The sequence below is a fragment of the Streptomyces sp. PH10-H1 genome (genome assembly GCF_030063355.1).
Classification (GTDB): domain Bacteria; phylum Actinomycetota; class Actinomycetes; order Streptomycetales; family Streptomycetaceae; genus Actinacidiphila.
Genome location: NZ_JASISZ010000006.1, coordinates 158,295 through 183,527, shown reverse-complemented (window position 1 = coordinate 183,527; position 25,233 = coordinate 158,295). Strand labels below are relative to the sequence as shown.

Sequence of the window (25,233 nt, the reverse complement as noted above, 5' to 3'; positions counted from 1 at the left end):
ACCCGGGCGGGCCGTCCTCTTTTCGTGCAGGGCGCGTTCAAGATCGATCATGGGCGTCAGCGTTTACCGCGCCTACCGCGTCTACCGCAAGGCGTCCAGCGTTCCGCCGGTCGTCAGCCGGGCCGTCAGCCTGGCGTCGGCGCCGCGGTCCGCCCGGACGGCGAGCAGCGGGCCGTCCACGCTCGCGTGCACTCCGCCCGATGCCGCGACCCGGGTCACATCACGGCTGCCGGCCGCGAGCAGATACCAGTGACCGGCCGGGGACTTCCACATGACGCCGGCCAGCACATGCTGGCCGAAGCGGCTGCACGCGCTGGTGTTCTCGGCCTGCGCGGCCACCGCCCCAGGGTCGGTGGCCGGCGCGTCGGGGGACTGGAACTGCACGATCGCCCGGCCGGGGCCGCGCCAGGTGTCCGCACGCGTGCACACCCAGGACGCGGAGGCGCCGCCCTCGGGCAGCCGCTGCTCGGCGAACTCCCAGTTGTCGACGGCCCGTACGCCCTGGCCGCGCAGCGTTCCCAGCCGGCACGCGCTGTGCGCCCAGTTCAGCAGGGCCTGCGATCCGGTGGCCTCGCGCGGCTGTCGGTCGGGAGCGGACCCGCCCGGCGGAGGCGTGTACGTGAGATGGACCGGGGTCAGATCGCCCAGGTCGGTCAGCAGGAACGAGTGCTGTTCCACGATCTTCGCCGAGGAACGGAACTGCAGCACCGGCCATGCCGTCCCGCACGCGCCCGCCGCGGCGCCCGCGCCGGGGGTACGCACCGGGTCGGTCACCCCGTCGGCCGCGACACGCAGCGGCTGCCCGGGCCGGTTGGGCTGGAGCAGATCGCGGGTCTGTGCGTCGTCGACCCAGGGAGCCGTCAGATAGCGGGTGTCGCCGTCGGCGCGGCCGACGACGACGGCCGCGCCGGTGGTGACGTCCGCGTCGTCCACCCGCGCGAAGTCCAGTGCCGCGGAGCCCTCGCCGTCGTGCGGCTCGGCGTACCGGACGATCCGCATTCCGTCGTAGAGCACGACCACTGCGGCCTGGCCGACATCGCCCGCGTACAGCAGCTGCGGCGGCTGCGCGGGCAGGCCGCGCGAGGTGCCGGGGGTCGCCGAGACCTGGACCCGTTCCCCGGGCCGCGACCACACCGCGAGCGCACGGCGCAGCAGTTCGGTGTCGTCCAGCCGGCCGCCCCTGGCGGGCCAGGCGGTGAAGTCCATCCGTGACGTGTGCTGCCAGAGGGTGCCGCCGGCCCGCGCCAGCGCCGTCGGCTCCAACGGGTTCGCGGACCCTGCGGGGGTCCCGGCGGCCGCGTACGGCGCGGGGCCGCCGTCGGCGCCCGCCCAGGACAGCAGCACCGCCGCGACCACCACGGCCGCGGCCGTGACCGTGCCGGCCCGTACGTGCTGCCGCCTGCGCAGCAGGTCGGTCGGCCGGGCCTGCACCGTGCAGGGGTCGAACTCGCCCCCGCCGAGCAGCGCCTGGAGCCGCTCGCCGCCCTCGCCACCCTCGCCGGAGGCCGCGGCCGCATCAACGGCCGCCGCGCGGGGATCGGCGACACCCGCCGCGGCGAGCACCTCACGGACCTCCCGGTCGGCCAGCCCCTCCAGGGCGCTCAGCGCGAACGCCGCCCTGGCGGAACTGCCGAGCTCCGAGAGGCTCCGGTCGAGGGCGAGTTCGTCCGTCCCGCCCGCCTTGGGGTGCAGTCGCAGCCCCCACACATGCGGCAGCGGCAGCCAGGTGCCGGCGGCGCGGGCCCGTCGGCGCCACCCGGTCTCCTCCCCGTACGCCACCGCACGGCGCAGCACTTCCTGGCGCACCAGTGCGTACGCCGGATCCGGCGTGCCGCCGCGTGGCCCGGCCGCATCGGCGGCGACCGGGTCGGGCGCCCGCCGCCCGCGCGGCAGCGCCCGCTGCACGAGGGTGTGCGCGGCCAGCAACCTGCGGTGCCGGCCGAGGCCGGCCGGCAGCGTCAGATAGGCCAGCCGCACGAGGTGCGGGTAGTTCTCGACGATCGACGCCTCGGCCTCTTCGACCTCCACGGGCGCGGGCACCGCGCTTTCCAGCGGGTTGATCACCGGGCTCTTCACCGGGCTCTTCGCCGGGCTTTTCACCTGGCTCTTCATCGGACCTCACCTCGCGGTGTCGCTGCGGACCGGCCGGCCGGTCCGGTGTCCGTGCGGGTGCACGGGGGGTGCCCTCCGAAAGAGCGCAGAACTATCGCTTCCGATGTGTCCACACGCGTCAAACGAGTGAATGGTGCGATGGTCACTCAATGCGGTGCGGTCGCAGTCGGCGCGGTGGGGTCGCAGGCCGGAGTCGGCGTCCGATTCCCGCCGGACTCGCGCGGCTGTCGGGACGACGCTTGGCCCGTGACCATCACCGATGAAGCCACTGTCACAGCTACAGCTACAGCTACAGCTACAGCTACAGCTACAGCTACGGCCCATCGCGCCGTCGCCATCGAGCCGGCCGTACTGGCCCGTCTGCGAGAGGCCGACGACGCGGGCCGGGCGCCCGAGTTGAGCACCGACGAGGAGGGCGGCGCCCCGCTGCGCTGCTGCCTGCGGCCTGCCGAGCCCGGGGACCGGCTCGCGCTGCTCTCCTACGCCCCGCTGCGCCACTGGGCGGCGGAGACGGGCGCGCGGCCGGGCCCGTATCTGGAACTGGGGCCGGTCTTCGTCCACGCCGACGCCGCGCAGTGCCCCGGCCCGCCGTCCGGCCCCGGCTACCCGCGCACGATGCACGGCGCCTCACGGGTGCCGCAACTCCACGAGGGCGCGATGCAGTTCCGGTCCGTTGTCGACCGCGGCGGCGATCTCGAAGTCGTACGCCTCCAGCATCCGGACCAGCCCGTCGCGCAGCAGGAAGAGGTCTTCGGCGAGGACGACACGCACGGCAACTCCAGGGTGGCGGGGGGCGGGACGGTTACTGGGCCCCGCCCCGCTGTCGGCGGGGCCCTCCCGGCGCAGCCAGCGCTGATGGGATAGGGCCACCGTAGTGTCCGGCTCTGACATTGATACTTGTAGCTGGGTTCAGCCGGCCCGTGAGGCGGCACCGCACCGCACCTCGTGGTGAATCTTCATCCGGCTCTTAACCCGGCCTCACACGGTTGTCACACCCGCCCCCCACGATGGGTGGATGTCCGTCTCTCCGCCGCCCGCCGCCGATCGGACTCCGGTGTCCGCGGCGAACGAGGCGATCCGCCACTTCGTCCGGGAGCGGGCCGGCGGCGCCTGGACGCGGGCCGAGCTGGCCGAACTCGACCGGCTGCGGCGGGCCTGGCGCCGCGCCAGATCCGCCGACCAGAACGGCCCGGGACCCGGGGCCTGAGGCGTAAAACGGATAATCCGGCTCCTAGCCCGCCGCCTCGGTGGCGAGCGCGCAGGGGAGCTCCATGGTCAGCATCGTCGGACCGCCCACGGGGCTGTTGACGGCCAGGACGCCGTCGAAGGCGCCGAGGCGCCGTTCGATGCCCTGGAGGCCGGTGCCCCGCGAGACATCGGCGCCGCCGTGTCCGTCGTCGGTGACGGAGATACGGAGCATGCCGTCCTCGTGGCGCAGGTCGATCCAGACCCGCTCGGCGTCCGAGTGCTTGGCGGCGTTGGTGAGGATCTCGGAGACCGTGAAGTAGGCGGCGGACTCCACCGGTGCCCCGAAGCGGCCCGACAGATCGACGTTGACCTCAGTGGGGATCGGGCCGCGCAGCTCCAACGCCCCGACGGCGTCGCCGAGTCCGCGTTCGGCGAGGACCGGCGGGTGGATGCCGCGCACCAGGTCGCGGAGTTCGGTGAGGGCCTCGGCCGATGACTGCCGGGCCTCGGAGAGCAGCAGCCGGGCCTTGGCCGGGTCGTGCTCGATGAGGTGCTCGATGAGGCCGAGGCTCATGCCCATGGCGACGAGCCGGGCCTGGGCGCCGTCGTGGAGATCCCGTTCGATGCGGCGCAGTTCGGCGGCGGAGCTGTCGACCGCGTCGGAGCGGGTCTCCGCCAGCCGGGCCACCCGCAGCTTGAGCGCTTTCTCCGCCGCCGCCGGGGTGGGGGCGAGGGAGGCCCGGCAGAGCAGGGCGTGGCCGCGGCCGGGCGGTACTGGTTTCGGGGCTGACGGTCATGGTCGCGATGGCGGGCATGTTCCTGTCCGGGCTGCTGCTCTTCAAGGGCTTCGCGATGGCGACCATCCTCGTCGTGTGCACCGCGATGCTCGGCTCGGTCACCGTGCTCCCCGCCCTGCTGTCGCTGCTCGGCGACCGGGTGGAGCGCGGTCGGCTGCCGCGCTTCGGACGCAAGGCGCGGGCCCGCCGCGCGCTCAAGGCCCGCCGCCCGGCGGGCCGGATCTCCGGCGCCGTGCTGCGGCCCGTCATCGCCCGCCCCAAGATCTTCGCGGTCATCGGCGCCGGGGTGCTGCTGGCGCTCGCCGCCCCCGCGCTGGGGAGGCACACCGAGCAGCTGGGCATGGACAAGCAGCTCCCGGCGAACGCCCCGCCGCGCACCGCGTACGAAGAGATCACCACGGTCTTCCCAGGCGGCCCCGCGCCGGCCAGGATCGTCGTGCAGGCCAAGGGCATCGGGGCGCCCGGGGTCAAGGCGGCGATCGCCGGCTTCACGGAGAGGGCCGCGGCGACGGGCCGGTTCGGCAAGGGCATCACCACCACGGTCCACGCCGACCAGGAGATCGCCGTGATCGAGGTGCCGCTGACGGGCGACGGCATCGACGCGGTCTCGCAGCAGGCGCTGGCCACGCTGCGGGACGACCTGGAGCCGAACGTCCTGGGCCCGGTCGCGGAGCACGCCTACGTCACCGGTGAGCTGGCCGCATCGCTCGACTTCAATGCCCAGCTGAAGCGCGGCATCGTCCCGGTCTTCGCCTTCATCATGGGTGTGACGTTCCTGCTGATGCTCGTCAGCTTCCGCTCGGTGACGGTCGCGGTCACCTCCATCGCCCTCAACCTGCTCTCGGTGGGCGCCGCATTCGGCGTCATGACCGCGGTCTTCCAGCACGGCTGGGGCGCGTCCCTGGTCGGCACGGAACCGGTGGGCGCGGTCGAGTCCTGGATGCCGCTGTTCGTTCTGGTGGTCCTGTTCGGACTGTCGATGGACTACCACGTGTTCGTCGTGTCCCGGATCCGGGAGGCCCGCGACCGGGGGATGAGCACCACCGAGGCGGTACGCGACGGAGTGCGCTCCACGGCGGGCGCCGTCACCAGCGCCGCCGCGATCATGGTCGCGATCTTCTCGGTCTTCGCCACCCTGTCCATGCAGGACATGAAGCAGATGGGCGTCGGCCTGGCCGTGGCCGTGTTCCTCGACGCCACGGTGGTGCGGGTGCTGCTGCTCCCGTCGGTGATGGTGCTGCTCGGCGAGCGCAACTGGTACCTGCCGCGCGGGCTGGGCTGGCTGCCGAAGGTGTCCCACGGCGAGGAGCCGGCACCGGCCGCTCCGTCGCGGGAATGGGCGGGCGTCCACTGACCGGACCGGCCCGGGGCGGGCAACGGCTGAGGGGCCCGTCGGAAGACGGGCCCCTCAGCCGTTGCACAGTTCAGCCGTTGCGGTCAGAAGAAGCGGATCAGACCTGGTCGGCCTTCTCCAGCGCGGTGCAGCAGGTCTCCACGATGAGCCGGGTCACGACGTACGGGTCGACGTTCGCGTTCGGACGCCGGTCCTCGATGTAGCCCTTCTGGTCGACCTCGACCTGCCACGGGATACGGACCGAGGCGCCGCGGTCGGAGACGCCGTAGCTGTACTCGTTCCACGGGGCGGTCTCGTGCAGGCCGGTCAGCCGCTCGTCGATGCCGGCGCCGTAGTTCTTCACGTGGTCGAGCGGCTTGCTGCCCTCGCCGAGGGACTCGCAGGCGGTGATGATCGGGGCGTAGCCCTCACGCATGGCCTTGGTGGAGAAGTTGGTGTGCGCGCCCGCGCCGTTCCAGTCGCCCTTGACCGGCTTGGGGTCGAGGGTGGCGGAGACGTTGAAGTCCTCGGCGGTGCGGTACAGCAGCCAGCGCGCGATCCACAGCTGGTCGGAGACCTCCAGCGGAGAGACCGGGCCGACCTGGAACTCCCATTGGCCGGGCATGACCTCGGCGTTGATGCCGGAGATCGCCAGGCCCGCGGCGAGGCAGTTCTCCAGGTGCTTCTCGACGATGTCGCGGCCGAAGATCTCGTCGGCGCCGACACCGCAGTAGTAGCCGCCCTGCGCGGCGGGGAAGCCGTCGACGGGGAAGCCGAGCGGGCGGGCGCCGTTGAAGAAGGTGTACTCCTGCTCGATGCCGAAGATCGGCTCCTGAGCGGCGAACTGTTCGGCGAGCGGGCTGAGCAGCGCACGGGTGTTGGTCTCGTGCGGCGTCATGTCGGTGTTGAGCACCTCGCACATCACCAGCACATCGTCACCGCCACGGATCGGGTCCGGGCAGGAGAAGACCGGCTTGAGCACGCGGTCCGACGCGTGGCCCTTGGCCTGGTTGGTGCTCGATCCGTCAAAGCCCCAGGTCGGAAGCTCGGCGCCGTCGGCCAGGATCCTCGTCTTGGAGCGAAGCTTGGCGGTCGGCTCGGTGCCGTCGATCCAGATGTACTCGGCCTTGTAGGTCATCGCGGCGCCATCCTTAACACACAGTCTTCGCGGGTGCAGTGGTGCACTGAAATGAGGGGTGTCGGCCGAGCGCCATTGATCGAGCCGGTGGACAGCATGCCAAATCTGTTTTTCCCTGCTGTGTCCCGCGTGTTAACCGCGTGTGAACGCACCGCTGTGACCTGCGCCCAAGCCGAGCAGAAGGGCCGCCAGATGTCCGGCGTCGGTGAACGTGCGCCTCTCCCGCAACAGGGGCCGCACGACCATCGTCAGCAGCCCGGCGGCCGCCACCGCCCGCCCGGCGCGGTGCGGGAGCGATACGGCGGCGGCGCCGAGCACCGCGTTCAGGCCGTAGCTGGAACCGACGTCCACCGCCGACTGCGTCGTCTTCGAGGCGCCCGCCGCGCGCAGTCCGCCGTATACGAGCAGGCTCGCCCCGAGATGACCGAAGGCGAACACCGAGGCCGTCCGGCGCGGCCCCCACACGGTCTCGGCTCCGCCGAGTACACCGAGCAGCACCGCCCCATAGCCGGGATCAAGCGGCTCTTCCGCGAGAAAGGCGCTGGTCAGGAGGGTGTGCCAGTGTCTGGCTCGCAGATTGTCGACATTGGTGGAGTGGGCGCGCAGCAGCTCCTCACGTTCCGCCTCCGGCACCGGCAGCAGCGCGTACGCCCCGGCCTGGACCGCGGCCACATAGGCCGGGGCCGCCCAGGGCGCGGACAGCCCGGGGGAGCGCCCGGGTGAGAGCCGTGCGGGCAGCCCGGACTTCAGCCCGGGGGAGCGAGTGCCGGAGCGATGAAACGTGAGCATCGGCCCATCATCACTGACTACGCTGCCGACATGCCGCACATAGCCGTTGACTACTCCGCCACCCTCACCGACGCCTTCGACCGGCAGGGCTTCGCCCAGGCCCTGCACCCGCTGGTCTCCAAGATCGCCGACGCGCCGGTGTCCGGCTGCAAGACGCGCTTCCGCCGCCTCGACGAGACCTTCATCTCGGATGGTGAGAACAGCGAGGCGATGATCCATATCCAGGTGTCGCTGCTGTCCGGCCGCGCCCCCGAGACCAAGCTGCGGCTGAGCACCGAGGTGCTCGCCCTCGCCCGCGACCACACGGCCGCGACGCCCGGGCCGGCCGTCCACACCTCCGTTGAGATCCATGACCTCGACCGCGCCAGCTACCAGCGGCACTCCGCATGACCTTCCGCGTCGGACTGCTGGGCACCGGCCCCTGGGCGGCGATCGCCCACGCGCCCGCACTGAGCGGCCATCCGGATGTCGAGTTCACCGGCGTGTGGGGCCGCAGGCCCGAGGCGGCGGCCGAACTGGCGGCAGGCTTCGGCACCCGCGCCTACGACGATGTCGACGCCCTGATCGCGGACGTGGACGCGGTGGCCATCGCGCTGCCACCGGACGTGCAGGCCCCGCTGGCCGCCCGCGCCGCGGCGGCCGGCCGCCACCTGCTGCTCGACAAGCCGCTCGCGGCGACCGTCGGTGAGGCCCGCGCGGTCGTCGAGGCCGCCGACCGGGCCGGCGTCGCGTCCGTCGTCTTCTTCACCGTCCGCTTCGACCGGACGACGGGGGAGTGGGTCGACGAGCAGGCCGCCGCGGGCGGCTGGTTCACCGGCCGCGCGGACTGGCTCGGCTCGGTCTTTCCCGGCGGCGACAGCCCCTTCGCGGCCTCCCCGTGGCGCCGCGAGAAGGGCGCGCTGTGGGATGTGGGACCGCACGCCCTGTCCGTACTCCTGCCGGTGTTCGGCGAGGTCACCGAGGTCGCGGCCATCAGCGGCAGCGGCGACACCGTGAACCTGGCGCTGCGCCACGCGAACGGGGTGTCCAGTACGGCCACCCTCAGCCTGACCGCGCCGGAGCCTGCCGCCGGCGTCACCGTCGAGCTGCGCGGTGAGCGGGGCGTGACGAGGCTCCCGGAGCTCGGCGACGGCCCGGTCGAGGCACTGCGGCGCGCGATCGACGCCCTGATCACCGCCGCCCGCACCGGGCGGGCCCACCCCTGCGACGCGCACTTCGCGCTGCGCGTCACCGAGACCCTCGCCAGGGTCGAGGACGCGCTCGGGCGCAGCTGAGGCGGCCCCGGGGCCGCCCGGATATCGGGCGGCCCCTGCCCAGCCGTTCGCAGATCCCGCGCCTTCCTTCCACCGGCCCTGGCGCTGGTCCTAGCGAGGGCCGGTCCTGCGGATTACGAACGGCCCCTGCGCCTTCCGGCACGGCGCCTTGCGATCCACCGCACCGGACAGGGGCACCTCTCAGCGGTAGCCCGGGTAGCCCGGACCGCCCATGATCCGCCGGACAGGCCCTAGCCCTCCGGCCCCCGCGTGTCTATCGTCGAAGACATGGCTGAGGACTGGTGGTCGATCGAGATCTTCAACGCCAGGACCTCCGCCGCACAGTGGCGCGACGCCCACGCGGAGTCGCTCATTGAATCGGCGGTCACCAACGGGGCGTTGAGCTGGGAGTGGCACGCCCACTCCTGGGGCGTCGTGCTCGAGGTCCGCTTCCGGGCGGAACGGCAGTGGGAGGCCTGGCGCCGCCTGCCCGGCACACAGGCCGCCCTCGACTCCGTCCCCGACCCGGTCAACGGCCTCCTCGTGCACCGCGGCCACGGCGGCGCGTCCGGCGACTCGTGCCCGCGCCGGCCCCGCATCACGCCGAGCGCCGGAGCCGTCGAACTGCCCGAGCCCGATGATCTCGACCTCGGCCTCGCACCGCTGTACAACGCCGCCCAGTCCGCCGACGGCCTGCCCGCGATGGCGTCCGCCACCCCGCGCTAGCCCGCCGACTGCCGTCCCGTACCGATCGCGGACCTGTCCCGCTGCTCAGACCAGTCCGTCCCAGCCCCACTGCGGCACAGGACCCGGGTCGCCGGGCTCGACGCCCGGTTGGGAGACCGCGCGCGCGATCCGCGTCCCCCACTGGATGTACTCGGCGAAACGCCGGCGCAGCAGCTCGTCGTCCGGCAGTTCCTTCTCGGCCGTGGCGATCATCAACTCGGCCCAGCGGGCGCGCTGTTCCTCGGTGATGGACAGTCCCAAGTGGTTGCGCAGCAGCCCCTGGTGGCCGCCCAGCTCGGCGCTGTAACCCGCCGGGCCGCCGAAGACCTCCGACAGCCATACGGCGACATGCTCGACGTGCGTCGGTGTGAAGTTCGCGAACACCGGTGCGAGCAGCGGATCGACGCGGACCACCACGTAGAAGGACTCGGTCAGACGGCGCAGGCCGTCGATGCCGCCCAGCGCCTCGTAGAACTGCCGCGCGCCGCGCTCTCGCCGGTCTGCCGGCCGCTCTCGTCGGTCATGCCCGGCTCCCCGACACCACGGAGGTGCGCTCGTAGTGCTTCATCTCCTCGATGTCGCCGATGTACGGGCGGATCGCGGCAAGGAACGGCGGGAACTGCGGTCCGCTGCGGAAGCCGTGCTCGTGGTCCTCCACCGAGGTCCACTCGATGCGCAGGATGTAGCGTTCCGGCTCCTCGACGCTGTGCGAGAGCTCATAGCGCAGACACTGTGGCGCGAGGTCCAACTGCCCGGCGGCGGTCGCGTACGCCTTCTCGAATTCGGGGCGGCGCCCGGGGTCGGTGATGCGGTAACGGATGTATTCGACAGTCATCAGTAATCCTTCTTCGCTCGGGACAGCCGTGGGGATCTCCGGCCAGGATCACTCGCAGGGGCCGGAAAGCCGCGGCCTTTCGCGGTCGGCGGATCAAACGGAGTGCGGGAATCCGTCCAATGGCGTCCGACGGTGCCCGATGGCGGGACGAACCGGGAAGAACCCGAACCGGGAAGAACCCGAACCGGGAAGAACCCGAGCGCTCCACGACTTGTAACCGGGTATGACGACGATGAAGGCGATTGTTCACACCAGCAGCGGCGGCCCGGACGTCCTGTCCCTCACCGAGCGACCGATTCCGGAACCCGGACCGGGTGACGTACGGGTCAGGGTCCATGTGTCGGGCGTGAACCCCACGGACTGGAAGTCGCGCCAGGGCGCGATGGGCGGGCCGGGCGACGGCGCCGAGCAGGTACCGAACCAGGACGGCGCCGGTGTCATCGACGCCGTGGGCGAGGGCGTCGCACCCGAGCGCCTCGGACAGCGGGTGTGGATCTGGGAAGCGGCCTGGCGGCGCAGCGAGGGCACCGCGCAGGAGTACGTCGTGCTCCCGGACCGGCAGGCGGTGCTGCTGCCCGACGCCGCGTCCTTCGACCTCGGCGCGAGCCTCGGCATCCCGGCGCTGACCGCCCACCGCACCCTGACGGTGGCCGACGGTGGCCCCGACCGGCTCGCCCCCGGCTCCCTCGAAGGCCGCACGGTGCTGGTCGCGGGCGGCGCGGGCGCGGTCGGCAACGCGGCGATCCAGCTGGCCCGCTGGGCCGGGGCCACCGTGGTGACGACGGTCAGCAGCCCGCGGAAGGCCGACCTGGCCCGCGCGGCCGGTGCCCACCACGTCGTCGACTACCGCACCGAGGACGCCACCGAGGCGATCCGGCGCGTCGCGCCGAAGGGCGTCGACATCATCGTCGAGGTCGCCCCCGCCGTGAACGCCGTCATCGACCACGCGGTCGCCGCGCCGAACGCGGTCATCGCGTTCTACGCCAACACCGGCGGTGAGGAGATCACCGTCCCGGTCCGGGAGGCGATGATGCCCAACCTCCGCTGGCAGGGCGTCCTCGTCTACACCGTCCCTGACCGCGCGAAGACCAACGCCGTGGCCGATGTGTCGGCCGCAGTGGCCGCCGGCGCCCTGCGCGTCGGTGAGGACGCCGGGCTGCCGCTGCACCGCTTCCCGCTGGAGAAGACGGGCGACGCGCACACGGCCGTCGAGAACAGCGCGGTCGGCAAGGTCCTCATCGACGTGTTCGACGGCGCCGCAGTAAGGGGCAACACCGAGTAAGCGTCACCGCATACTGTGCGGCGCCACTCCGTAGGTCACCGTGATGCGCCGGGCGGGTCCGTCGACCCGGATCCGCCCGCCGTACGGGATGACGACCTGCGGGTCGGTGTGCCCGAGGTCAACGTCGAAGACCGCCATCGTCTCCGGCGCGTACTCCTCCAGCGCCCGCAACACCGCCGCGCGCTGCTCGGCGCGGTTCCGCTCCCGGCCCGCCGCGTCTAGCGGGTCCGGCGGGGGTTGGCACGGATCAACTCCGCTTCCAGGCAGGGCAGTACGGTGATCCGGTCGTCCCCGCCGATGCTCGCGATCACGGCTTTGATCTCCGGATCGGCGAACGCGGCATGGAGGTCGGCCGTCCGCTCCTGAGGAGTGGACCCCATCCTCCGGGTCGCCGGATAGTCCACGACCCGCAGCCCGAAGTCCATCTCCAGCCTGCACAGGCCGAGCTCGAACGGCATCGGCAGCACCCCCGGCAGACCTGACGACGGTGACAGCACGGCGATGCGGTCACCGGGGCGCGGTTTGGCGGGATACCGGGGGCTCGTCATCGGCCGAGCGTAGTCGTGGCGGACCGGGCCGGGCGAGGCAATTCGCGGCGGGTGGCGGTCATTCCGACCCCGTCGCCCTTCTCGGCGGTCCGCCGTCCGATAGCGACCCCCAGCAGCACGACGAGTGCTCCCACCGGCTGGTTCCATGTCATGCCCTCGCCCAGCAGCACCGCGCCGGCCACCACCGCCACCAGCGGCATCAGATACGTGACGGTGGACGCGGCCACCGCTCCCGCCCGGCGGATGATCCGGTAGTTGAGCAGATACGCCACCCCGGTGCCCAGACCGCCGAGCAGCAGCAGTGCGACGACGGCGGACGGCGTCCAGCCGTCCGGGCCGGTCGTGGGCAGGCCGCCGGAGACGAGCGGCGCCAGGACGGCGGCCTCCACCGTCGCGACGATGACCTGCGCGGCGGAGAGCGAGACGGTGGTTTCGGGGCGGCCAGCCAGGAAGCGCTGCGCGTACGGGAAGCCCATCGCGTAACAGGCGGCAGCCGCGAGACAGGCCAGCTGGCCCGCGAGGCCCGAGCCGTCGGAGCCGCGCCACACCCCGAGGACGACGAGGACGCCCGCGAAGCCGACCGGCATCCCGAGCAGCCGGCGTGCGCCCGGCCGCTCCCCGGGCAGTACGACGGACACGACCAGCATCGTCAGCAGCGGGGTCGCGGCGTTGAAGATCCCGGCGACGACCGAGGAGACCCGCTGCTCGCCCCACGCGAAGAGCGTGAATGGCGCCACGTTCACCAGCGCCCCCGTCACCGCCAGATGTCCCCACACCTTGGCGCCGCGCGGCAGCCTGCCGCCCGTGGCCCGCAGCCACACCAGGAGCGTCACCGCGCCGATGACCAGACGCACCAGTGTCACGTAGGCCGGGGGCAGTACGCCCACGCCCACCTTCATCAGCAGGAAGCTGCTGCCCCAGATCAGGGAGAGCAGGACGAGCGCGTCCCACCACCGACCCTCCTGGCCGTTCGGGCCTTGGCTCTGGCTCTTCTGTCCCCGGCTCTGTCCCCGGCTTTTCGTGATGTCCATGCCGGAAATCTAGGAGCGGGACGTTTCGGCGCCCGCCGAAACGTCGCGGCACGATGATGGGCAGCATGAGCATGCCGAGCCCGCACATACCAACGACGCTGGCCGCCCTTGCGGCGCTGCTCGCCGACGAGACCCGCGCCACCGTCTGCCTGGCGCTGCTCGACCGGCGCGCCTGGACGGCCGGTGAACTGGCCCGCCACTGCGCGGTCGCGCCGTCGACCATCAGCGAGCACCTCACCCGGCTCGTCGAGGGCGGTCTGCTGGTCCAGGAACGGCAGGGCCGACACCGTTACGTCCGCCTCGCCGACCCCGACACCGCCCGCATGATCGAGGACCTGGCGGCCCATGCCTCCCCGCGGAAGGCTCCGGGCACGGGCACGGGCACGGGCACGCGCACGGGCGTGGGCGCGGGCGTGGGCGCGGGTCCCGGCGCGGGCGGGCTGCGCGCCCACTCGGCCGAAAAGGCCATGGCCAGGGGCCGGACCTGCTACGACCATCTGGCCGGTCGGCTCGGGGTATCGATCACCGACGCGATGACCGAGCGCGGGATGCTGCGCCAGGACGCCGGCTTCGCCGTCACCGAGGCGGGCCTGGCATGGCTCACCGGTCTCGGAGCCGACCTGGCCGGATCCGGCGGACCCGCCTCCTCCCGCCGGCCCCTCGCCCGCCCCTGCCTGGACTGGACGGAACGCCGCCCGCACCTTGCCGGCACGGCCGGCGCCGAGCTGTGCCGGCTCGTTCTCGACCGGGGCTGGGCCACCCGTATCGGCACCGGCCGCGCCGTCCGCGTCACCCCGCTCGGTCTGGACGAGCTGCACCGGACGCTGGGCATCGAACCGGAACGCCTCGAAGCCGCGTGACGACCGGCACACCGCCGCGCCGAGCCCTCGACGCCGGGCTGGCGGACAATGGATCCTGGATCATCCTGATCCGCGACCTGATCCGCGACCCGATCCGCCACTGGGAGTATTTTGTCCGCCGCCCGCGCTCTGCTCGCCCTGCTGGGAATGGGCGCCGCCGTGCTGATGACCGGATGCTCCGCCGCCAACGAACCCGCGAGCGCCGGGCCGACGCACGCCGCGTCCGCCCCCGTCAAGCTGTGGCCCAACCGGCCGCCGGCCACGGAGCCGTCGGTGGAATCCGGCGCCGAGCGGCCCATTCCGGTGCCCGGCATGCCCAAGGTGGCCTCCGGCGACATCCGGACCGTGGACCCGGTCGCCGTCGTCAAGGCGGAGTTGGCCGCGGCCCCGAAGGTGGTCACCGGGCCTGACGCGCTCGACGAGAACACCGCCGTGAAGGCCGCCGCCTGCGCGGCGGGCGCCGCCGGGCACAAGGGATGCCCGATCCGCACCGTCGAGTACTACGACCTGACGGGCGACGGGAAGGCCGACGCGATCATCGGCATCGACATGGTGGACGGTTTTCTCTCGTTGCGCTGCTACACGCTCTCCGGCGGGGTGCTCACCCGCATCCTCGCCACCGTGGCGAAGCCGATGTCGGTGCAGGTGGCCGGCGGCGACCTCGTCGTGCAGGAGCCCACGCCCTCGGAGGGCTACGAGCAGCGCACGGTCTACGCCTGGGACCCGAAGGAGCGGGCCATGGCCATCCAGAGCGACAACTACCGCCGTTCGACGACCCCGCCGGGCTCCGGCGGCGGGACCGGCGGCGGCGCCAGTGCCTCCCCGCGGAAGCGGTCCTGATGACGATGCGCGCGCGGCTGCTGCCCTCCTGGACGGCGACCCTGTACTGGAAGGCCGCTGTCTTCATCACCATGATGTGCTGCGTCGTCGCGCTGGTCCTCGGCACGCTCGTGCATGTCATCGTCACCCGGCAGACCGTCCACCAGGCTCGTACCACCGCACTGAGCAAGCTGGCCGCCGCCACCCAGTCGTACGTCGCGGGCGACCCGCTGCGCCGCGGCACGGGACTGAACCCGCCCGAGCTCCCCGAACCGCTCCGGGACCTCGCGCTGCACGGCGAGCGCGGCACCATGTTCGGCGACGTCGACGGCCGCCGCACGATGTGGGCCGCGGGCCCGGCCGGCGGAACGGCGCTGGCCGTACAGGTCGACTACACCCGCAGTGCCGAGAGCATCAGGGGGCTGGACCGCGCCATCATCATCTCGTCGGCCCTGGCCATCGGCGGCACCCTGCTGATCGGGATCTTCGCCGTCTCCCGGGTCACCCGCCGGTTGCACCGGACGGCCGCCGTCGCCCGCCGGATCAGCGCGGGCGACCTCGACGCCAGGGTGGCCGATCCCAGGACCACAGGACCCACGAGTTCCCAGGACGAGGTAGCCGCGGTGTCCGCGGCGCTCGACGTCATGGCGGCCTCGCTCCAGCGCAGGCTGCAGAGCGAGCAGCGCTTCACCGCCGACGTGGCCCACGAGCTGCGCACCCCGCTCGCCGGCCTCCACGCCTCCGCCGAACTCCTGCCGCCCGGTCGCCCCACCGAACTGGTCCAGGACCGGGTGCAGGTGCTGCGCCGGCTGACCGAGGACCTGCTGGAGATCTCCCGGCTCGATTCCCGTACCGAGACGGTCGAGCTCGACGCCCACTATCTGGGCCGGCTGGCCGAACGCGCCGTCGCCGCCTCCGGGCTGGAGACCGAGGTCCGCATCGTCCGCGACGTCTGCCTCATCACCGACCGGCGCCGCCTCGAACGCGTCCTCGGCAACCTGGTCAGCAACGCCCACCGCCACGGGCGGCCCCCGGTGGTCCTCACCGTCGACGGCCCCGTCATCACCGTTCGGGACCACGGCGACGGCTACCCCGGCTACCTCCTCGACCACGGCCCGCAGCGCTTCCGTACCGAGCCCACCAGCAACGGCAACAAGGGTCACGGCCTCGGTCTGACGATCGCGGTCGGCCAGGCCCGCACCATCAGCGCCGAACTCCGCTTCACCAACGCCCCCGACGGCGGCGCCGTCTCGACGCTGACCCTCCCCACTCCGGAGGAGGGCGCGGGCCCGCTGCTCTGACAGCGGGCGGCCGAGCGAGCCGACGGAACCGCCGCACCCGGCCCATGTCATCCGGCCTGTCTCATCCGGTCCCGGCGGAGGTCAGCGGAGTCAGCCGGGAGCCGCGGGACTCGCGGGTCAGATATCCCGCCACGCACACGGTCGCCAGCCCGGCGAGCGCCATGGCCGCCCCGACGGAAGCCAGCTCGGCGACGACCCCGAAGACCGCGGGCCCGACCCCCTGCACGGTCATCATGCCGGACGTGAGCAGCCCGAAGGCCTGCCCCCGGCCGGCCTCGGGGACCGCGTCGAGAAACGCGCGCTGCAGTCCCAGGCCGTACGCGAACCCGGTCCCGGTGATCAGCAGAAGGACCGCGCAGACGGCCCAGGGCGGGTTGAGCACGAAGCCGACCAGCGGCAGGCCCAACACCGCGACAAGCGTGGCGACCAGGCGTTCGCGCGTCGCGGGCCGGACGAACCGGCCGACGACCAGGTTGCCGATGAGCATACCGACCGGTAGGCATGCGAGCAGGAACCCGGCGGTACCGGCGGGGAATCCGCGTCGGCCCGCGAACGGAACGATGAGGCTCTCGGCGCTCGCGGCGAAGGCCGACGGCAGCCACTGCGCGAGCAGCAGCTTCCGTACCCGCCGGTCGGCGAACAGCCCCTTGTTACCCGCCCAGCTGTGACGCACCAGGGACCCGGAACCCCGGTCGGAACCCCGCTCGGAACCCTGGCCGGGCGGCGGCAGGTCGGGCGCCGGCAGGTCGGGCAGCCGAAGGCGTACGGCGATCGCGGCGACGAGGTACACACCCGCGCTGAGCAGCAGCGCGTGCCGCGAACCCAACAGCGTCACGGCGACCCCGCCACCCGCCAGCCCGAGCAACTGGGCCCCGGACGACGACATGTTGGAGAGCGACCGGCCCAGTACGTAGGCGTCGCCGGTCAGCGTCTCGGCGACGAGCCGGTTGGACGCTCCCCCGAAGACCGGGGTCAGACAGGCCACCACGGCTACGAGGACCAGGATCGCCGCCACCGGGAGATGGGCCAGCCCCATCAGCGCGGCGGACGTGAACTCGAGCACATAACCCGCGACGATCAGCCGTCGCGGCCGGACCCGGTCGGCGAGCGAGCCGAGCAGCATGGACCCGGCGAGCTGCGGGAGGAATCCGATGCCGAACGTCAGGGCGCCCATGAGAGGGGAGCCGGTGGTCGCGAAGACCAGCACCGAGAGGGTCATGATCCGCAGGGAGTCGGCCGTGATCGTCGCCGCTCTGGTGACGAAGAGCAGCCGGAAGCGCGGGTTGGCCAGCACTTCGTGGTAGGTGGTGCGCGGTGGTGGGGCAGGGGTGGACGTCATGGGGGGAAGCCTGTTCTGCGCACCGCGGCCGGGGCGACTTTTACGTCCAGGGACGTAAGTCCGGCCTGGCGCCGACGTAGGCCCGGGGCATGCGGCGATTCGAATTCGGCACCGACGACCTGCTGCGCAGCCGGTTCGCGCTCTCACCGGCCTTCGAGCTGTGCAATCTCCTGCGGCTGCTGGAGGGCCGGACCCGGCAGCGGCTGCCGGCCGCCTGGTCGGCCCGGCTGAAGCCGGTGTTCCGGCAGTTGCGCCGCGATACGGACCTCGACGCGGCGCTCGCGCTCCACAACCGCACCTTCGGCGCCGACTTCGTCGCCCTGCCGCCCAGCGGCCTCGCCCAGACCTGGGAGGACGATCTCGCCGCGACCCGGGCGACGACGCTGCCCGAGGCCCGCAGGGAGATCGCGCTCTGCCTCGCGGCGCGGCCGGCCAGTGACCCGCGCGTCCTGGCGGTCCTGCGCGGCGCCGATGTCGTCGCCCGGATCGCCGACGCCATGGACCAGGCCTGGCACGGCCTGCTGGCCCGCGACTGGCCGCAGCTGCGGGCCATCTGCGAGCGCGACGTCATCCACCGCGTCGGACAGCTCGGCCGCTCGGGATGGGCGGCCGCCCTCGACGGCCTCCACTCCGATGTGCGCTGGCGCGACGGCGGAATCGACATCGTGAAGACCTCGTCGGCAGCTGCCTCCGTCACGACGCTGGCGGGGGAGGGGCTGCTCCTCATCCCCTCGGTCTTCGTCTGGCCGGGCCTCGCCACCCATACCGACGACCCCTGGCCGAAGGCGATCATCTACCCCGCCCGCGGCACCGCCGCCCTCTGGGAAACTCCCGAATCCGTCGCCCCCGACGCCCTCGCCGGCCTCCTCGGCCGTTCGCGGTCCCGCCTCCTGGCGGCCCTCGACCAGCCCGCCAGCACCACCCAGCTCGCCCAGAGCCTGCGCCTGGCCCCCGGCGCCGTCGGCGACCACCTCGCCGTCCTCCGCAACGCCGGCCTCCTGCACCGCGCCCGCTCCGGCCGGTCCGTCCTCTACTACCGGACCCCGCTCGGCGACGCCCTCGCCGCCGCCGGAGACCGATCCCCGCAGGTCCCGTAGGTCCTCAGGGCCCCGTAGATCCTCTCGCATAAGCTACACATAAAGGAAATATGGGAGCACAATGGAGTCGCGGCTTCAGCCGCGAGTGCGGTCAGACTTGCATGAGCCAAAGGAGGCGAGTCGCATGGCCGACGTCTCTCACCGCCCGGGTGATATCACGAGTCACCCTGATGTATCGGAGATGCGGGAACGGTATGACCGGGTGCTCGGGAGCAGCGGGATCGTAGCGGTCGACAGTCTGGTGCTGCTTGTCGGCCTGTATGCGGCCATCTCCCCCTGGACGGTGCACTTCGCCCCTGCGGCTCCGCAGCTGGCGTTGAGCAACCTGATCATGGGCATCGCGGTCGCAGTGCTGGGCCTGTGCATGACCGTGGTCCCGGACCGGATGCAGGGGCTGAGCGGTGCATGCGCGGGGATCGGGATCTGGCTGATCGTGTCCCCGTGGGTGGTCACCCGTAGCCCCGGAACCGGCACGGTCGTCAACAACATCATCATCGGTGGCGTCATCTGCCTGCTCGGTCTCACGGCCGCGGGCATGATGATGAAGAACAAGAGAGAAGCCTAGGCGCGGCAGACCGGCCCAGGCACACTCCGCAACCACCACCACGACCGAGCCCCGCCGCCGTCCATGAGGACGACGACGGGGCTCGGTCGTGGTTCGTATGAAGCCGCCGCGGCTTAGAGGTCGAAGTACACCTGAGAATCCTCTCTGACCTGCTCAAGTAAGGCGCCTGAGGGCTACCGGTGCACTGTGGGTGCACCGGCGGGGTGTTGGAGGGTGTTATGAGGCTTGATTTCCGTTCTGTGTTCGCCTGATCGTGTGAGCCTGGAGCGATTCTGCTGGTCGGTCGGCTTGGTCGTGTTGGGGTGGCGGGGTGAGTGAGCGCAAGCCGTACCCGAGCGACTTATCCGACGAGCGTTGGGCGTTGATCGAGCCCGTGCCGGCTGCGTGGAAGGCCGGGCGTCCCTCGGCCACGGGCCACGAGGGCGGGTACGAGATGCGTGAGATCGTCAACGCGATCCTGTATCAGTCCCGGACGGGCTGTCAGTGGGCCTACCTGCCAGCGCGGCAGGTCATGGAGGTTCTGCCCCCATTTTCGGCATGGCAATGGGTCAGCCGACGGCGCCGAGGATGGGCGCCCAGGCGGCACCGGTGAGTGCGGCCACCGCCTGCTGCTCGGAGAGCGGGGGAGCGGCACGGGTCGGCTTTGGCGCGTGGGCGCCGCTGCCGCCGCCGGTGCTGTTCCACTCCACCAGCTGAAGCTGCGCGCCGGTCGACTTCAGAGTCACCGTCACCGTCCAGCGGCGGGCGGTGTCGGCACGAGCCGGGTGCTCGGCCGCGTTCTGCTCCGACATCACCACGGCCCCGCCGGGAATCGCGGCACTGCTCGGCAGCTCGCTCAGCGCGCAGGTGTCACCTGCGGCACGCGCGGGCGTGCGCTCGCAGTTCAGCCCGTCGCCGTCCCTGAGCGGCAGCTTGAGCCGCACGGCCGAGACACCGACCATGGCGGCGCCGTGCCCGTCGTCGACGACCAGTTCACCGTTTGCGACGTACCCGCCGGACGGATCCGAGGGGTTGTTGCTCTGTCCGGTCACCTGGCTGAACCGGCCCCCGGGGAACGTCCTCTCCAGGGCCTGGACCATCTGGGTGCCGGTGATCGCAGAACGGGGCATCGCCAGCGCCACCGGCTCGATGTCGGAGCCTGCGGAGCGGGTCCCGGCGAGCGCGCCGGGGATCACCAGGCCGGCTGCCGCGATCACGGCGCAGGCGCCGACCCCGGCGATGACGCCGGCGCTGCGCCGACGCCGACGACTCCGCCCGCGCTCGACGGCTCCGCTCAGGAGCGCGGTGAGATCGGGTTCGAGGGAGTCGGTCGTACGGTCCAGGGCATGTGCGAGGTCTGCTTCGAACGGCATGCTGGCGTCACCTTTTCTGTCGCTGATGGGGGCTTTGCGGCGGTCTCGACCTGCGTGCACCGGTGCTCAGTGCGGAACCAGGTAGGACAAGCTGTCGCCGAGCAACGCGCGCAGCCTGCCGAGTGCCCGGGTGCCCTGGGAGCGGACCGCGCTGCTGCTCAGCTTGAGCATCTGGGCGGTCTCCTCGATGCTGCGGTCCTCCCAGTAGCGCAGAAGCAGCACTGCCCGGTCGCGGGGCGGCAGTTGGCCGAGCGCGTCCAGCAGGGTCAGCCGCAGTGCGGCGTCCGGGCCGGACGCCGCACTGTCGGGCATGTTCCCGATGGGGCGCTCGCCGGTGCTTCGCCGACGCCGCAGGCTGAGGAAGGTGCGGACCAGAACCGTCTGGGCGTAGGCCGCCGGGCTGTCCGCACCGGCCACCCGCTTCCAGTGCATGTACACCCGGCTGAGGGCTTCCTGGACCAGGTCCTCGGCAAGATGCGTGTCGCCGGCCGCGAGTACGTACGCCGAGCGGTACAGCGCCTTCGCCCTCGCGGCCACGAACTCCAGGTACTCATCCTCCTGTGCTGATTTCACTCGGTCCCCGCCTGTTCTCTTGTTCTGTGATCCCCGTGCATACCCCTCATGACTACGTGAGACGTCAGGATGTCGCGCGGGTGAGGCACCTTCTCTTCCACCGCTGCCGCGTCAACAGCGCTCCGCGGGGGCCGGAGGCACGACGCCAGGCCCGGTGGGGGCCGACTGGGGTGCGTTGTCGATACCTCTCAAGTCTTCGCCGACACCGGTCGGTCGATGCGTGTCCGGGGCCTGTGCGAGGCCCTCGACCTGCCCATCCTGCCGAAGAACACGAAGGCATCCGGTTCAAGCTCAAGCGTCTGGTCGGCCGGGGGATCCTCACCGAGCCCGAACCCGGCTTGTTCGCCCAGCCCCACCCGTAGCGCCGACTACGAACCCGCGACCAGCGAACCTCACCCAACCCCAAGAACGAGACCGACATAAAGCCTCATAACGCCCTCTCGGAGGTCAAGGAACAGTGGGCGGCACCTGCTGGTTGCCTCCGGCTCTGTGCTGCCAGTAGGGGAGCCGTGCCTGTAGCGGTCCTCGGCAACACTTCGTTGCGGAATTGGCTGAATAGGCACTGTTGTTGGCAATTGGTATGTGTCGTCACACTCCGGCCATGGCCTACAAATGCCGTGCGCAGACGGACGACGGGACGCTCTGCAAGAACCGAGTGACCGTTCCGGACACGCGTTGCCATCACCACCGTGGACAGCCGGCGGGGCGCGTCCCGGCTCCGGCAAAGCGCGCGGCGAAGAGAGCTCCCGCGCCGCGTCGTTCGTAACAGATTCCTGTGCGGCCGGCCGAGCGGCGGAGGTCGAGTTGATCGAGAGTCTTCCCATATTCGGCGGACATGTAGTTGCTGCCGCGGTCGGAGTGGAATATGGCCTTCTTTGCGAGCTTCCGATTGCGTGCCGCATTCCTGGTGCAGCAGTCGATAACGGTCGCCAAATAGAGCCATCCCTCGCCGGTCGGGATATAGGTGATGTCCCCGACCATCTTCTCGCCCGGTCTATCGGCGGTGAAGTTGCGGGCGACGAGGTCAGGGACGGGGAACGGCAGGCCGACCTTGGTCAGGCTGAACCGCTTGGGCTTGGGCTGGCAGGGGACCAGACCGAGCTCTCGCATGAGCTGGCGGACCAGCTCCGCTCCTGCCTGCACGTCCCAGCGGCGAAGCTGGGCGTGCACGCGTCGGTACCCGTCTCTGCTGTCGGAATCCTCGAATATCTTTGAAATGAGAACTCTAAGCTCTTCCCGGCGATTTGCAGTGGCGGATTCCGGCCTGTCACGCCACTCGTAGTAGCCGGAGCGGGAGACATGAAGTTTGGTGCCCATGAATTCGACGGGGAAGGCGTACCCGCAGCGTCGAGCCGCATCTGATCGATGAACTCGAACTTGTCACTTACCGGTGATCGGCGGTGCGTTGTCTCGCTTCCTTTGAACAGAGATCATATTGGGTCTCTGTCCGGAGACTTCGGGGCACCTCAATCGCGGAGGCCGTGAAACTACAGCACGGAGTGGACATCTGGGCCGCATTCCTGGCCTCATCCCTCGGCCTCCCCCCCCGACTGGGAGCGCACGGACACCCCGGGCATCGTTGTGAACTGTGACCTCCCCATCCGTCCGGGCAAGATCAGGCACATCGTCGACACGGACACCCTCCTGCAGATCCCCGGCGCCGTCAGCGCCTATATGAAGTACGCCGTGGGCGACGTGATCGGCTCCACGCTGGACTCCTCAGCCACGACGGGGCTCGTCTTCCTGCGAGCGGAGAACGAGGCGATGGTGGACCAACGAGTACGTGAGTTGGCTGCCCTCTACGTCCTGGACGTCACCCCCGCCCTCTGACGCGCCCTCCGCCGCCAGTTGCCAATGTTTGCCCCCTGATGAAGCAACTGAGCCCTGGCACCCTCCGTGAGAGGGTGCCAGGGCTCAGCCAATCCAGCTTCACTGACTCTTCGTCAGGCGTTCCGCCTTCCGGTGCACTGCAGGTGCACCTGAAGGTGGAAAGAGGTCGTGATCAGTGGAAACTGATGAAGGCTGTTTCCGCAGGCCAGGGGGCCTCTGGGGGGATCGCGCCAGGTCGGCGGACCGGGCCGTTTAGAGGTCGAAGTACATCTCGAACTCGTGCGGGTGCGGGCGCAGGGCGATCGGGGCGATCTCCTGGGTGCGCTTGTAGTCGATCCAGGTCTCGATCAGGTCGTTGGTGAAGACACCGCCGGCCTGGAGGTACTCGTGGTCGTTCTCGAGGGCTTCGAGGACGGCGGGGAGCGAGGTGGGGACCTGGGGGACGCCCGCGTGCTCTTCGGGGGCGAGCTCGTAGAGGTCCTTGTCGACGGGCTCGGCCGGCTCGATCTTGTTCTTGATGCCGTCGAGGCCGGCCATGAGCAGCGCGGAGAAGGCGAGGTACGGGTTGGACGACGGGTCGGGCGCGCGGAACTCGATGCGCTTCGCCTTGGGGTTGGCGCCCGTGATCGGGATGCGGATCGCGGCGGAGCGGTTGCGCTGGGAGTAGACCAGGTTGACCGGGGCCTCGAAGCCGGGCACCAGACGGTGGTACGAGTTCACCGTCGGGTTGGTGAAGGCGAGCAGCGACGGCGCGTGCTTGAGGATGCCGCCGATGTAGTAGCGGGCGGTGTCCGAGAGGCCCGCGTAGCCCTGCTCGTCGTAGAAGAGCGGCACGCCGTCGGTCCACAGCGACTGGTGGACGTGCATGCCAGAGCCGTTGTCGCCGAAGATTGGCTTCGGCATGAAGGTCGCGGTCTTGCCGTTGCGCCAGGCGACGTTCTTCACGATGTACTTGAAGAGCATGAGGTCGTCGGCCGCGGCGAGCAGCGTGTTGAACTTGTAGTTGATCTCGGCCTGGCCGGCCGTGCCCACCTCGTGGTGCTGGCGCTCGACCTGCAGGCCGGAGGCTTCCAGCTCCAGGGAGATCTCAGCACGGAGGTCGGCGAAGTGGTCGACCGGCGGGACGGGGAAGTAGCCGCCCTTGTACTTGACCTTGTAGCCGCGGTTGTTCTCTTCGGAACCGGTGTTCCAGGCGCCGGCCTCGGAGTCGATGTGGTAGTACGACTCGTTGGCGTTGGTCGCGAAGCGCACGCTGTCGAACACGTAGAACTCGGCCTCGGGGCCGAAGTACGCGGTGTCGGCGATGCCGGACGACGCGAGGTAGGCCTCGGCCTTCTTCGCCACGTTCCGCGGGTCACGGCTGTACTGCTCGCCGGTGATCGGGTCGTGGATGAAGAAGTTGATGTTGAGCGTCTTGTCCTTGCGGAACGCGTCCAGGCGTGACGTGGTGAGGTCCGGGACGAGCGCCATGTCGGACTCGTGGATGGCCTGGAAGCCGCGGATCGACGACCCGTCGAACATGAGCGTCTCGGTCGGGTCGAAGGTACCGACCGGGACCGTGAAGTGCTGCATGGCTCCGGGCAGGTCACAGAAGCGGACGTCTACGAACTTGACGTCCTCGTCTGCGATGAACTTCTTGACGTCGTCGGCGTTCTGGAACATCCAACTCCTCCTAGACCCGGCTCCGAGAGTCCGGGATGGCAATACGGGGCGCGGCCAGTGCGATGGCGCACGCTGGGCCCGACCATAGGGATCAGGGATTTCCCAAGCATGACCCATTTGTTTCTACGACGTTAACCGCTACGCCGTAGGCGGTGCGCGGGAGGCGAGAAGGCACCGTACGAGTGACCCGGGCGGCACAGTACGGTGGACGGGTGGACAACAGGGATGCACTCGGGTCGTGGCTCTCCGGACCGCGCGCGGCGGCCGAGCAGATGGGCACGGATTTCGGATACCGGGGCGAGCGGCTGGGGCTGCCGAAGGACGGGCCGGGCTCACTGGCCACGGCCGGCCGGCGCTTCGTGGCGGTGTTCATCGACTGGATGATGTGCCTGGTGATCGCATACGGCCTGATCGCACACCGTGACGTGCAGGCGGCCAATCCCTGGACGCTGGGGCTGTTCGGCGTGCTGAGCGTGCTGACCCTCGGCACCGTCGGAAGTACGCCCGGCAAGCGGCTGCTCGGGCTGCGGGTGGTCCGGGTGGACGGCGGGCGGCTGGGACTCGGCGCGGTGGTACTGCGCACGGTCCTGCTGCTGCTCGTGATCCCGGCGCTGGTGTGGGACCGCGACGGGCGTGGCCTGCACGACAAGGCCGTGAAGGCCGTCCAGGTCCGGATCTGACGGCTTGATCCGATTGATCCGAGGGCTTGATCCCACGGCTTGGTCCGACAGCCTACGTTCCGACGGCTTGCGTTCCGGCGGCTTACGTAAGGCGCCCCCGGTCGCCGGTGCAGACCTCTTCAG

General features: G+C 71.0%; 23 protein-coding genes and 6 pseudogenes. 15 read left to right on the top strand and 14 right to left on the bottom strand.

Features of this window, described 5'->3' with window-relative positions; all coding sequences use genetic code 11:
- Positions 1-81 precede the first annotated feature (81 nt).
- On the bottom strand, positions 82-2,112 hold the full coding sequence (locus QMK24_RS06745) for a hypothetical protein (protein ID WP_283464257.1): 2,031 nt from the start codon (positions 2,110-2,112) through the stop codon (positions 82-84).
- Between the two features lie 138 nt (positions 2,113-2,250).
- Here QMK24_RS06745 and QMK24_RS41730 point away from each other — a divergent pair.
- A pseudogene (locus QMK24_RS41730) lies at positions 2,251-2,736 on the top strand (DUF1203 domain-containing protein); the annotation flags it as partial.
- Between the two features lie 12 nt (positions 2,737-2,748).
- On the opposite strand, the pseudogene QMK24_RS41440 reads toward QMK24_RS41730, so the two are convergent.
- Positions 2,749-2,883: pseudogene (locus QMK24_RS41440) on the bottom strand (DNA-binding response regulator); the annotation flags it as partial.
- A gap of 244 nt (positions 2,884-3,127) precedes the next feature.
- Between QMK24_RS41440 and QMK24_RS06735 the strand changes: the two are divergent.
- Entirely contained in the window at positions 3,128-3,319 is a 192-nt protein-coding gene (locus tag QMK24_RS06735) for a hypothetical protein (RefSeq protein ID WP_283464256.1), read from the top strand.
- Positions 3,320-3,343: 24 nt separating this feature from the next.
- On the opposite strand, the pseudogene QMK24_RS06730 reads toward QMK24_RS06735, so the two are convergent.
- Positions 3,344-4,063 (bottom strand): annotated as a pseudogene (locus tag QMK24_RS06730) (sensor histidine kinase); the annotation flags it as partial.
- On the opposite strand from QMK24_RS06730, the pseudogene QMK24_RS06725 reads away from it, so the two are divergent.
- Positions 4,063-5,451 (top strand): annotated as a pseudogene (locus QMK24_RS06725) (MMPL family transporter); the annotation flags it as partial. The pseudogenes QMK24_RS06730 and QMK24_RS06725 sit on opposite strands and share 1 nt — an antisense overlap.
- 97 nt (positions 5,452-5,548) lie before the next feature.
- Here the strand turns inward: QMK24_RS06725 and glnII are convergent.
- Together glnII and QMK24_RS06715 are read right to left on the bottom strand one after the other, a co-directional pair.
- Positions 5,549-6,568 carry a glutamine synthetase gene (glnII, locus tag QMK24_RS06720; RefSeq protein WP_283464255.1) on the bottom strand — a complete coding sequence of 340 codons (1,020 nt, stop codon included), beginning with the start codon at positions 6,566-6,568 and terminating at the stop codon, positions 5,549-5,551.
- Between the two features lie 132 nt (positions 6,569-6,700).
- Entirely contained in the window at positions 6,701-7,357 is a 657-nt protein-coding gene (locus QMK24_RS06715; protein WP_283464254.1) for a rhomboid-like protein, read from the bottom strand.
- Positions 7,358-7,387: 30 nt separating this feature from the next.
- Here QMK24_RS06715 and QMK24_RS06710 point away from each other — a divergent pair, with 30 nt between their 5' ends.
- The 3 genes from QMK24_RS06710 to QMK24_RS06700 all read left to right on the top strand — a co-directional run bounded on the left by QMK24_RS06710 (position 7,388) and on the right by QMK24_RS06700 (position 9,336).
- The gene (locus QMK24_RS06710) at positions 7,388-7,747 is read left to right on the top strand and encodes a 5-carboxymethyl-2-hydroxymuconate Delta-isomerase (RefSeq protein ID WP_283464253.1); all 360 of its coding nucleotides are present in this window, start codon (positions 7,388-7,390) and stop codon (positions 7,745-7,747) included.
- Positions 7,744-8,631 (top strand): Gfo/Idh/MocA family protein, encoded by an 888-nt coding sequence (locus QMK24_RS06705; RefSeq protein ID WP_283464251.1) that lies wholly within the window; start codon positions 7,744-7,746, stop codon positions 8,629-8,631. The genes QMK24_RS06710 and QMK24_RS06705 overlap by 4 nt, the downstream gene beginning before the upstream one ends.
- A 267-nt stretch (positions 8,632-8,898) precedes the next feature.
- The gene (locus QMK24_RS06700; protein WP_283464250.1) at positions 8,899-9,336 is read left to right on the top strand and encodes a hypothetical protein; all 438 of its coding nucleotides are present in this window, start codon (positions 8,899-8,901) and stop codon (positions 9,334-9,336) included.
- A 45-nt stretch (positions 9,337-9,381) separates the two neighbouring features.
- On the opposite strand, the gene QMK24_RS06695 is transcribed toward QMK24_RS06700, so the two are convergent.
- Together QMK24_RS06695 and QMK24_RS06690 are read right to left on the bottom strand one after the other, a co-directional pair.
- Entirely contained in the window at positions 9,382-9,753 is a 372-nt protein-coding gene (locus QMK24_RS06695) for a group II truncated hemoglobin (RefSeq protein WP_283464248.1), read from the bottom strand.
- Positions 9,754-9,856: 103 nt separating this feature from the next.
- Positions 9,857-10,171: an antibiotic biosynthesis monooxygenase family protein gene (locus tag QMK24_RS06690; RefSeq protein WP_283464246.1), complete on the bottom strand. Its 315-nt coding sequence runs from the start codon at positions 10,169-10,171 to the stop codon at positions 9,857-9,859.
- A 232-nt stretch (positions 10,172-10,403) separates the two neighbouring features.
- Between QMK24_RS06690 and QMK24_RS06685 the strand changes: the two genes are divergently transcribed.
- On the top strand, positions 10,404-11,453 hold the full coding sequence (locus QMK24_RS06685; RefSeq protein ID WP_283464245.1) for an NADPH:quinone reductase: 1,050 nt from the start codon (positions 10,404-10,406) through the stop codon (positions 11,451-11,453).
- A 3-nt stretch (positions 11,454-11,456) separates the two neighbouring features.
- On the opposite strand, the pseudogene QMK24_RS06680 reads toward QMK24_RS06685, so the two are convergent.
- Positions 11,457-12,001: pseudogene (locus tag QMK24_RS06680) on the bottom strand (LD-carboxypeptidase).
- Positions 11,998-13,032, bottom strand: a complete 1,035-nt coding sequence (locus QMK24_RS06675; protein WP_283464243.1) for a DMT family transporter — start codon at positions 13,030-13,032, stop codon at positions 11,998-12,000. Before QMK24_RS06675 ends, QMK24_RS06680 begins: the two are co-directional and overlap by 4 nt.
- 65 nt (positions 13,033-13,097) lie before the next feature.
- On the opposite strand from QMK24_RS06675, the gene QMK24_RS06670 reads away from it, so the two are divergent.
- From QMK24_RS06670 to QMK24_RS06660, 3 genes are all read left to right on the top strand, one after another.
- Complete coding sequence (locus QMK24_RS06670; protein WP_283464241.1) at positions 13,098-13,892, top strand: ArsR/SmtB family transcription factor; 795 nt, start codon at positions 13,098-13,100, stop codon at positions 13,890-13,892.
- A 111-nt stretch (positions 13,893-14,003) separates the two neighbouring features.
- A complete protein-coding gene (locus QMK24_RS06665) occupies positions 14,004-14,732 on the top strand; it encodes a hypothetical protein (protein WP_283464239.1) in 729 nt (242 codons plus the stop codon).
- Positions 14,733-14,737: 5 nt separating this feature from the next.
- A complete protein-coding gene (locus tag QMK24_RS06660; RefSeq protein ID WP_283464289.1) occupies positions 14,738-16,012 on the top strand; it encodes an ATP-binding protein in 1,275 nt (424 codons plus the stop codon).
- 61 nt (positions 16,013-16,073) lie between these two features.
- On the opposite strand, the gene QMK24_RS06655 is transcribed toward QMK24_RS06660, so the two are convergent.
- Complete coding sequence (locus QMK24_RS06655) at positions 16,074-17,351, bottom strand: MFS transporter (protein ID WP_283464237.1); 1,278 nt, start codon at positions 17,349-17,351, stop codon at positions 16,074-16,076.
- An 89-nt stretch (positions 17,352-17,440) separates the two neighbouring features.
- Here QMK24_RS06655 and QMK24_RS06650 point away from each other — a divergent pair, with 89 nt between their 5' ends.
- The 3 genes and pseudogenes from QMK24_RS06650 to QMK24_RS06640 form a co-directional block, all read left to right on the top strand.
- Positions 17,441-18,448 (top strand): DUF5937 family protein, encoded by a 1,008-nt coding sequence (locus QMK24_RS06650; RefSeq protein ID WP_283464236.1) that lies wholly within the window; start codon positions 17,441-17,443, stop codon positions 18,446-18,448.
- Between the two features lie 124 nt (positions 18,449-18,572).
- Positions 18,573-19,013: an SPW repeat protein gene (locus QMK24_RS06645; protein ID WP_283464234.1), complete on the top strand. Its 441-nt coding sequence runs from the start codon at positions 18,573-18,575 to the stop codon at positions 19,011-19,013.
- Between the two features lie 310 nt (positions 19,014-19,323).
- Positions 19,324-19,551, top strand: a pseudogene (locus QMK24_RS06640) (transposase); the annotation flags it as partial.
- Between the two features lie 10 nt (positions 19,552-19,561).
- On the opposite strand, the gene QMK24_RS06635 reads toward QMK24_RS06640, so the two are convergent.
- The 3 genes from QMK24_RS06635 to QMK24_RS06625 all read right to left on the bottom strand — a co-directional run bounded on the left by QMK24_RS06635 (position 19,562) and on the right by QMK24_RS06625 (position 22,255).
- Positions 19,562-20,365, bottom strand: a complete 804-nt coding sequence (locus QMK24_RS06635) for a hypothetical protein (protein WP_283464232.1) — start codon at positions 20,363-20,365, stop codon at positions 19,562-19,564.
- Positions 20,366-20,431: 66 nt separating this feature from the next.
- Entirely contained in the window at positions 20,432-20,938 is a 507-nt protein-coding gene (locus QMK24_RS06630) for a SigE family RNA polymerase sigma factor (protein WP_283464230.1), read from the bottom strand.
- Between the two features lie 681 nt (positions 20,939-21,619).
- Positions 21,620-22,255: an IS3 family transposase gene (locus tag QMK24_RS06625; protein WP_283464228.1), complete on the bottom strand. Its 636-nt coding sequence runs from the start codon at positions 22,253-22,255 to the stop codon at positions 21,620-21,622.
- Between the two features lie 264 nt (positions 22,256-22,519).
- Between QMK24_RS06625 and QMK24_RS06620 the strand changes: the two genes are divergently transcribed.
- Entirely contained in the window at positions 22,520-22,768 is a 249-nt protein-coding gene (locus tag QMK24_RS06620; protein WP_283464227.1) for a hypothetical protein, read from the top strand.
- Positions 22,769-23,020: 252 nt separating this feature from the next.
- Here the strand turns inward: QMK24_RS06620 and glnA are convergent, their stop codons facing one another.
- A complete protein-coding gene (gene glnA, locus QMK24_RS06615) occupies positions 23,021-24,430 on the bottom strand; it encodes a type I glutamate--ammonia ligase (RefSeq protein ID WP_283464225.1) in 1,410 nt (469 codons plus the stop codon).
- 212 nt (positions 24,431-24,642) lie between these two features.
- Here glnA and QMK24_RS06610 point away from each other — a divergent pair, with 212 nt between their 5' ends.
- Positions 24,643-25,110 carry an RDD family protein gene (locus tag QMK24_RS06610; protein ID WP_283464223.1) on the top strand — a complete coding sequence of 156 codons (468 nt, stop codon included), beginning with the start codon at positions 24,643-24,645 and terminating at the stop codon, positions 25,108-25,110.
- Positions 25,111-25,233: the final 123 nt, after the last annotated feature.

Coding starts and splice junctions, on each gene's coding strand:
- QMK24_RS06655 (WP_283464237.1), bottom strand. CDS start 17,351: ATGACGTCCACCCCTGCCCCACCACCGCGCACCACCTACCACGAAGTG.
- QMK24_RS06735 (WP_283464256.1), top strand. CDS start 3,128: ATGTCCGTCTCTCCGCCGCCCGCCGCCGATCGGACTCCGGTGTCCGCG.
- QMK24_RS06715 (WP_283464254.1), bottom strand. CDS start 7,357: ATGCTCACGTTTCATCGCTCCGGCACTCGCTCCCCCGGGCTGAAGTCC.
- QMK24_RS06675 (WP_283464243.1), bottom strand. CDS start 13,032: ATGGACATCACGAAAAGCCGGGGACAGAGCCGGGGACAGAAGAGCCAG.
- QMK24_RS06645 (WP_283464234.1), top strand. CDS start 18,573: ATGGCCGACGTCTCTCACCGCCCGGGTGATATCACGAGTCACCCTGAT.
- QMK24_RS06670 (WP_283464241.1), top strand. CDS start 13,098: ATGAGCATGCCGAGCCCGCACATACCAACGACGCTGGCCGCCCTTGCG.
- QMK24_RS06625 (WP_283464228.1), bottom strand. CDS start 22,255: ATGGGCACCAAACTTCATGTCTCCCGCTCCGGCTACTACGAGTGGCGT.
- QMK24_RS06745 (WP_283464257.1), bottom strand. CDS start 2,112: ATGAAGAGCCAGGTGAAAAGCCCGGCGAAGAGCCCGGTGAAGAGCCCG.
- QMK24_RS06635 (WP_283464232.1), bottom strand. CDS start 20,365: ATGCCGTTCGAAGCAGACCTCGCACATGCCCTGGACCGTACGACCGAC.
- QMK24_RS06710 (WP_283464253.1), top strand. CDS start 7,388: ATGCCGCACATAGCCGTTGACTACTCCGCCACCCTCACCGACGCCTTC.
- QMK24_RS06690 (WP_283464246.1), bottom strand. CDS start 10,171: ATGACTGTCGAATACATCCGTTACCGCATCACCGACCCCGGGCGCCGC.
- QMK24_RS06705 (WP_283464251.1), top strand. CDS start 7,744: ATGACCTTCCGCGTCGGACTGCTGGGCACCGGCCCCTGGGCGGCGATC.
- QMK24_RS06685 (WP_283464245.1), top strand. CDS start 10,404: ATGAAGGCGATTGTTCACACCAGCAGCGGCGGCCCGGACGTCCTGTCC.
- QMK24_RS06660 (WP_283464289.1), top strand. CDS start 14,738: ATGCGCGCGCGGCTGCTGCCCTCCTGGACGGCGACCCTGTACTGGAAG.
- glnII (WP_283464255.1), bottom strand. CDS start 6,568: ATGACCTACAAGGCCGAGTACATCTGGATCGACGGCACCGAGCCGACC.
- QMK24_RS06650 (WP_283464236.1), top strand. CDS start 17,441: ATGCGGCGATTCGAATTCGGCACCGACGACCTGCTGCGCAGCCGGTTC.
- glnA (WP_283464225.1), bottom strand. CDS start 24,430: ATGTTCCAGAACGCCGACGACGTCAAGAAGTTCATCGCAGACGAGGAC.
- QMK24_RS06700 (WP_283464250.1), top strand. CDS start 8,899: ATGGCTGAGGACTGGTGGTCGATCGAGATCTTCAACGCCAGGACCTCC.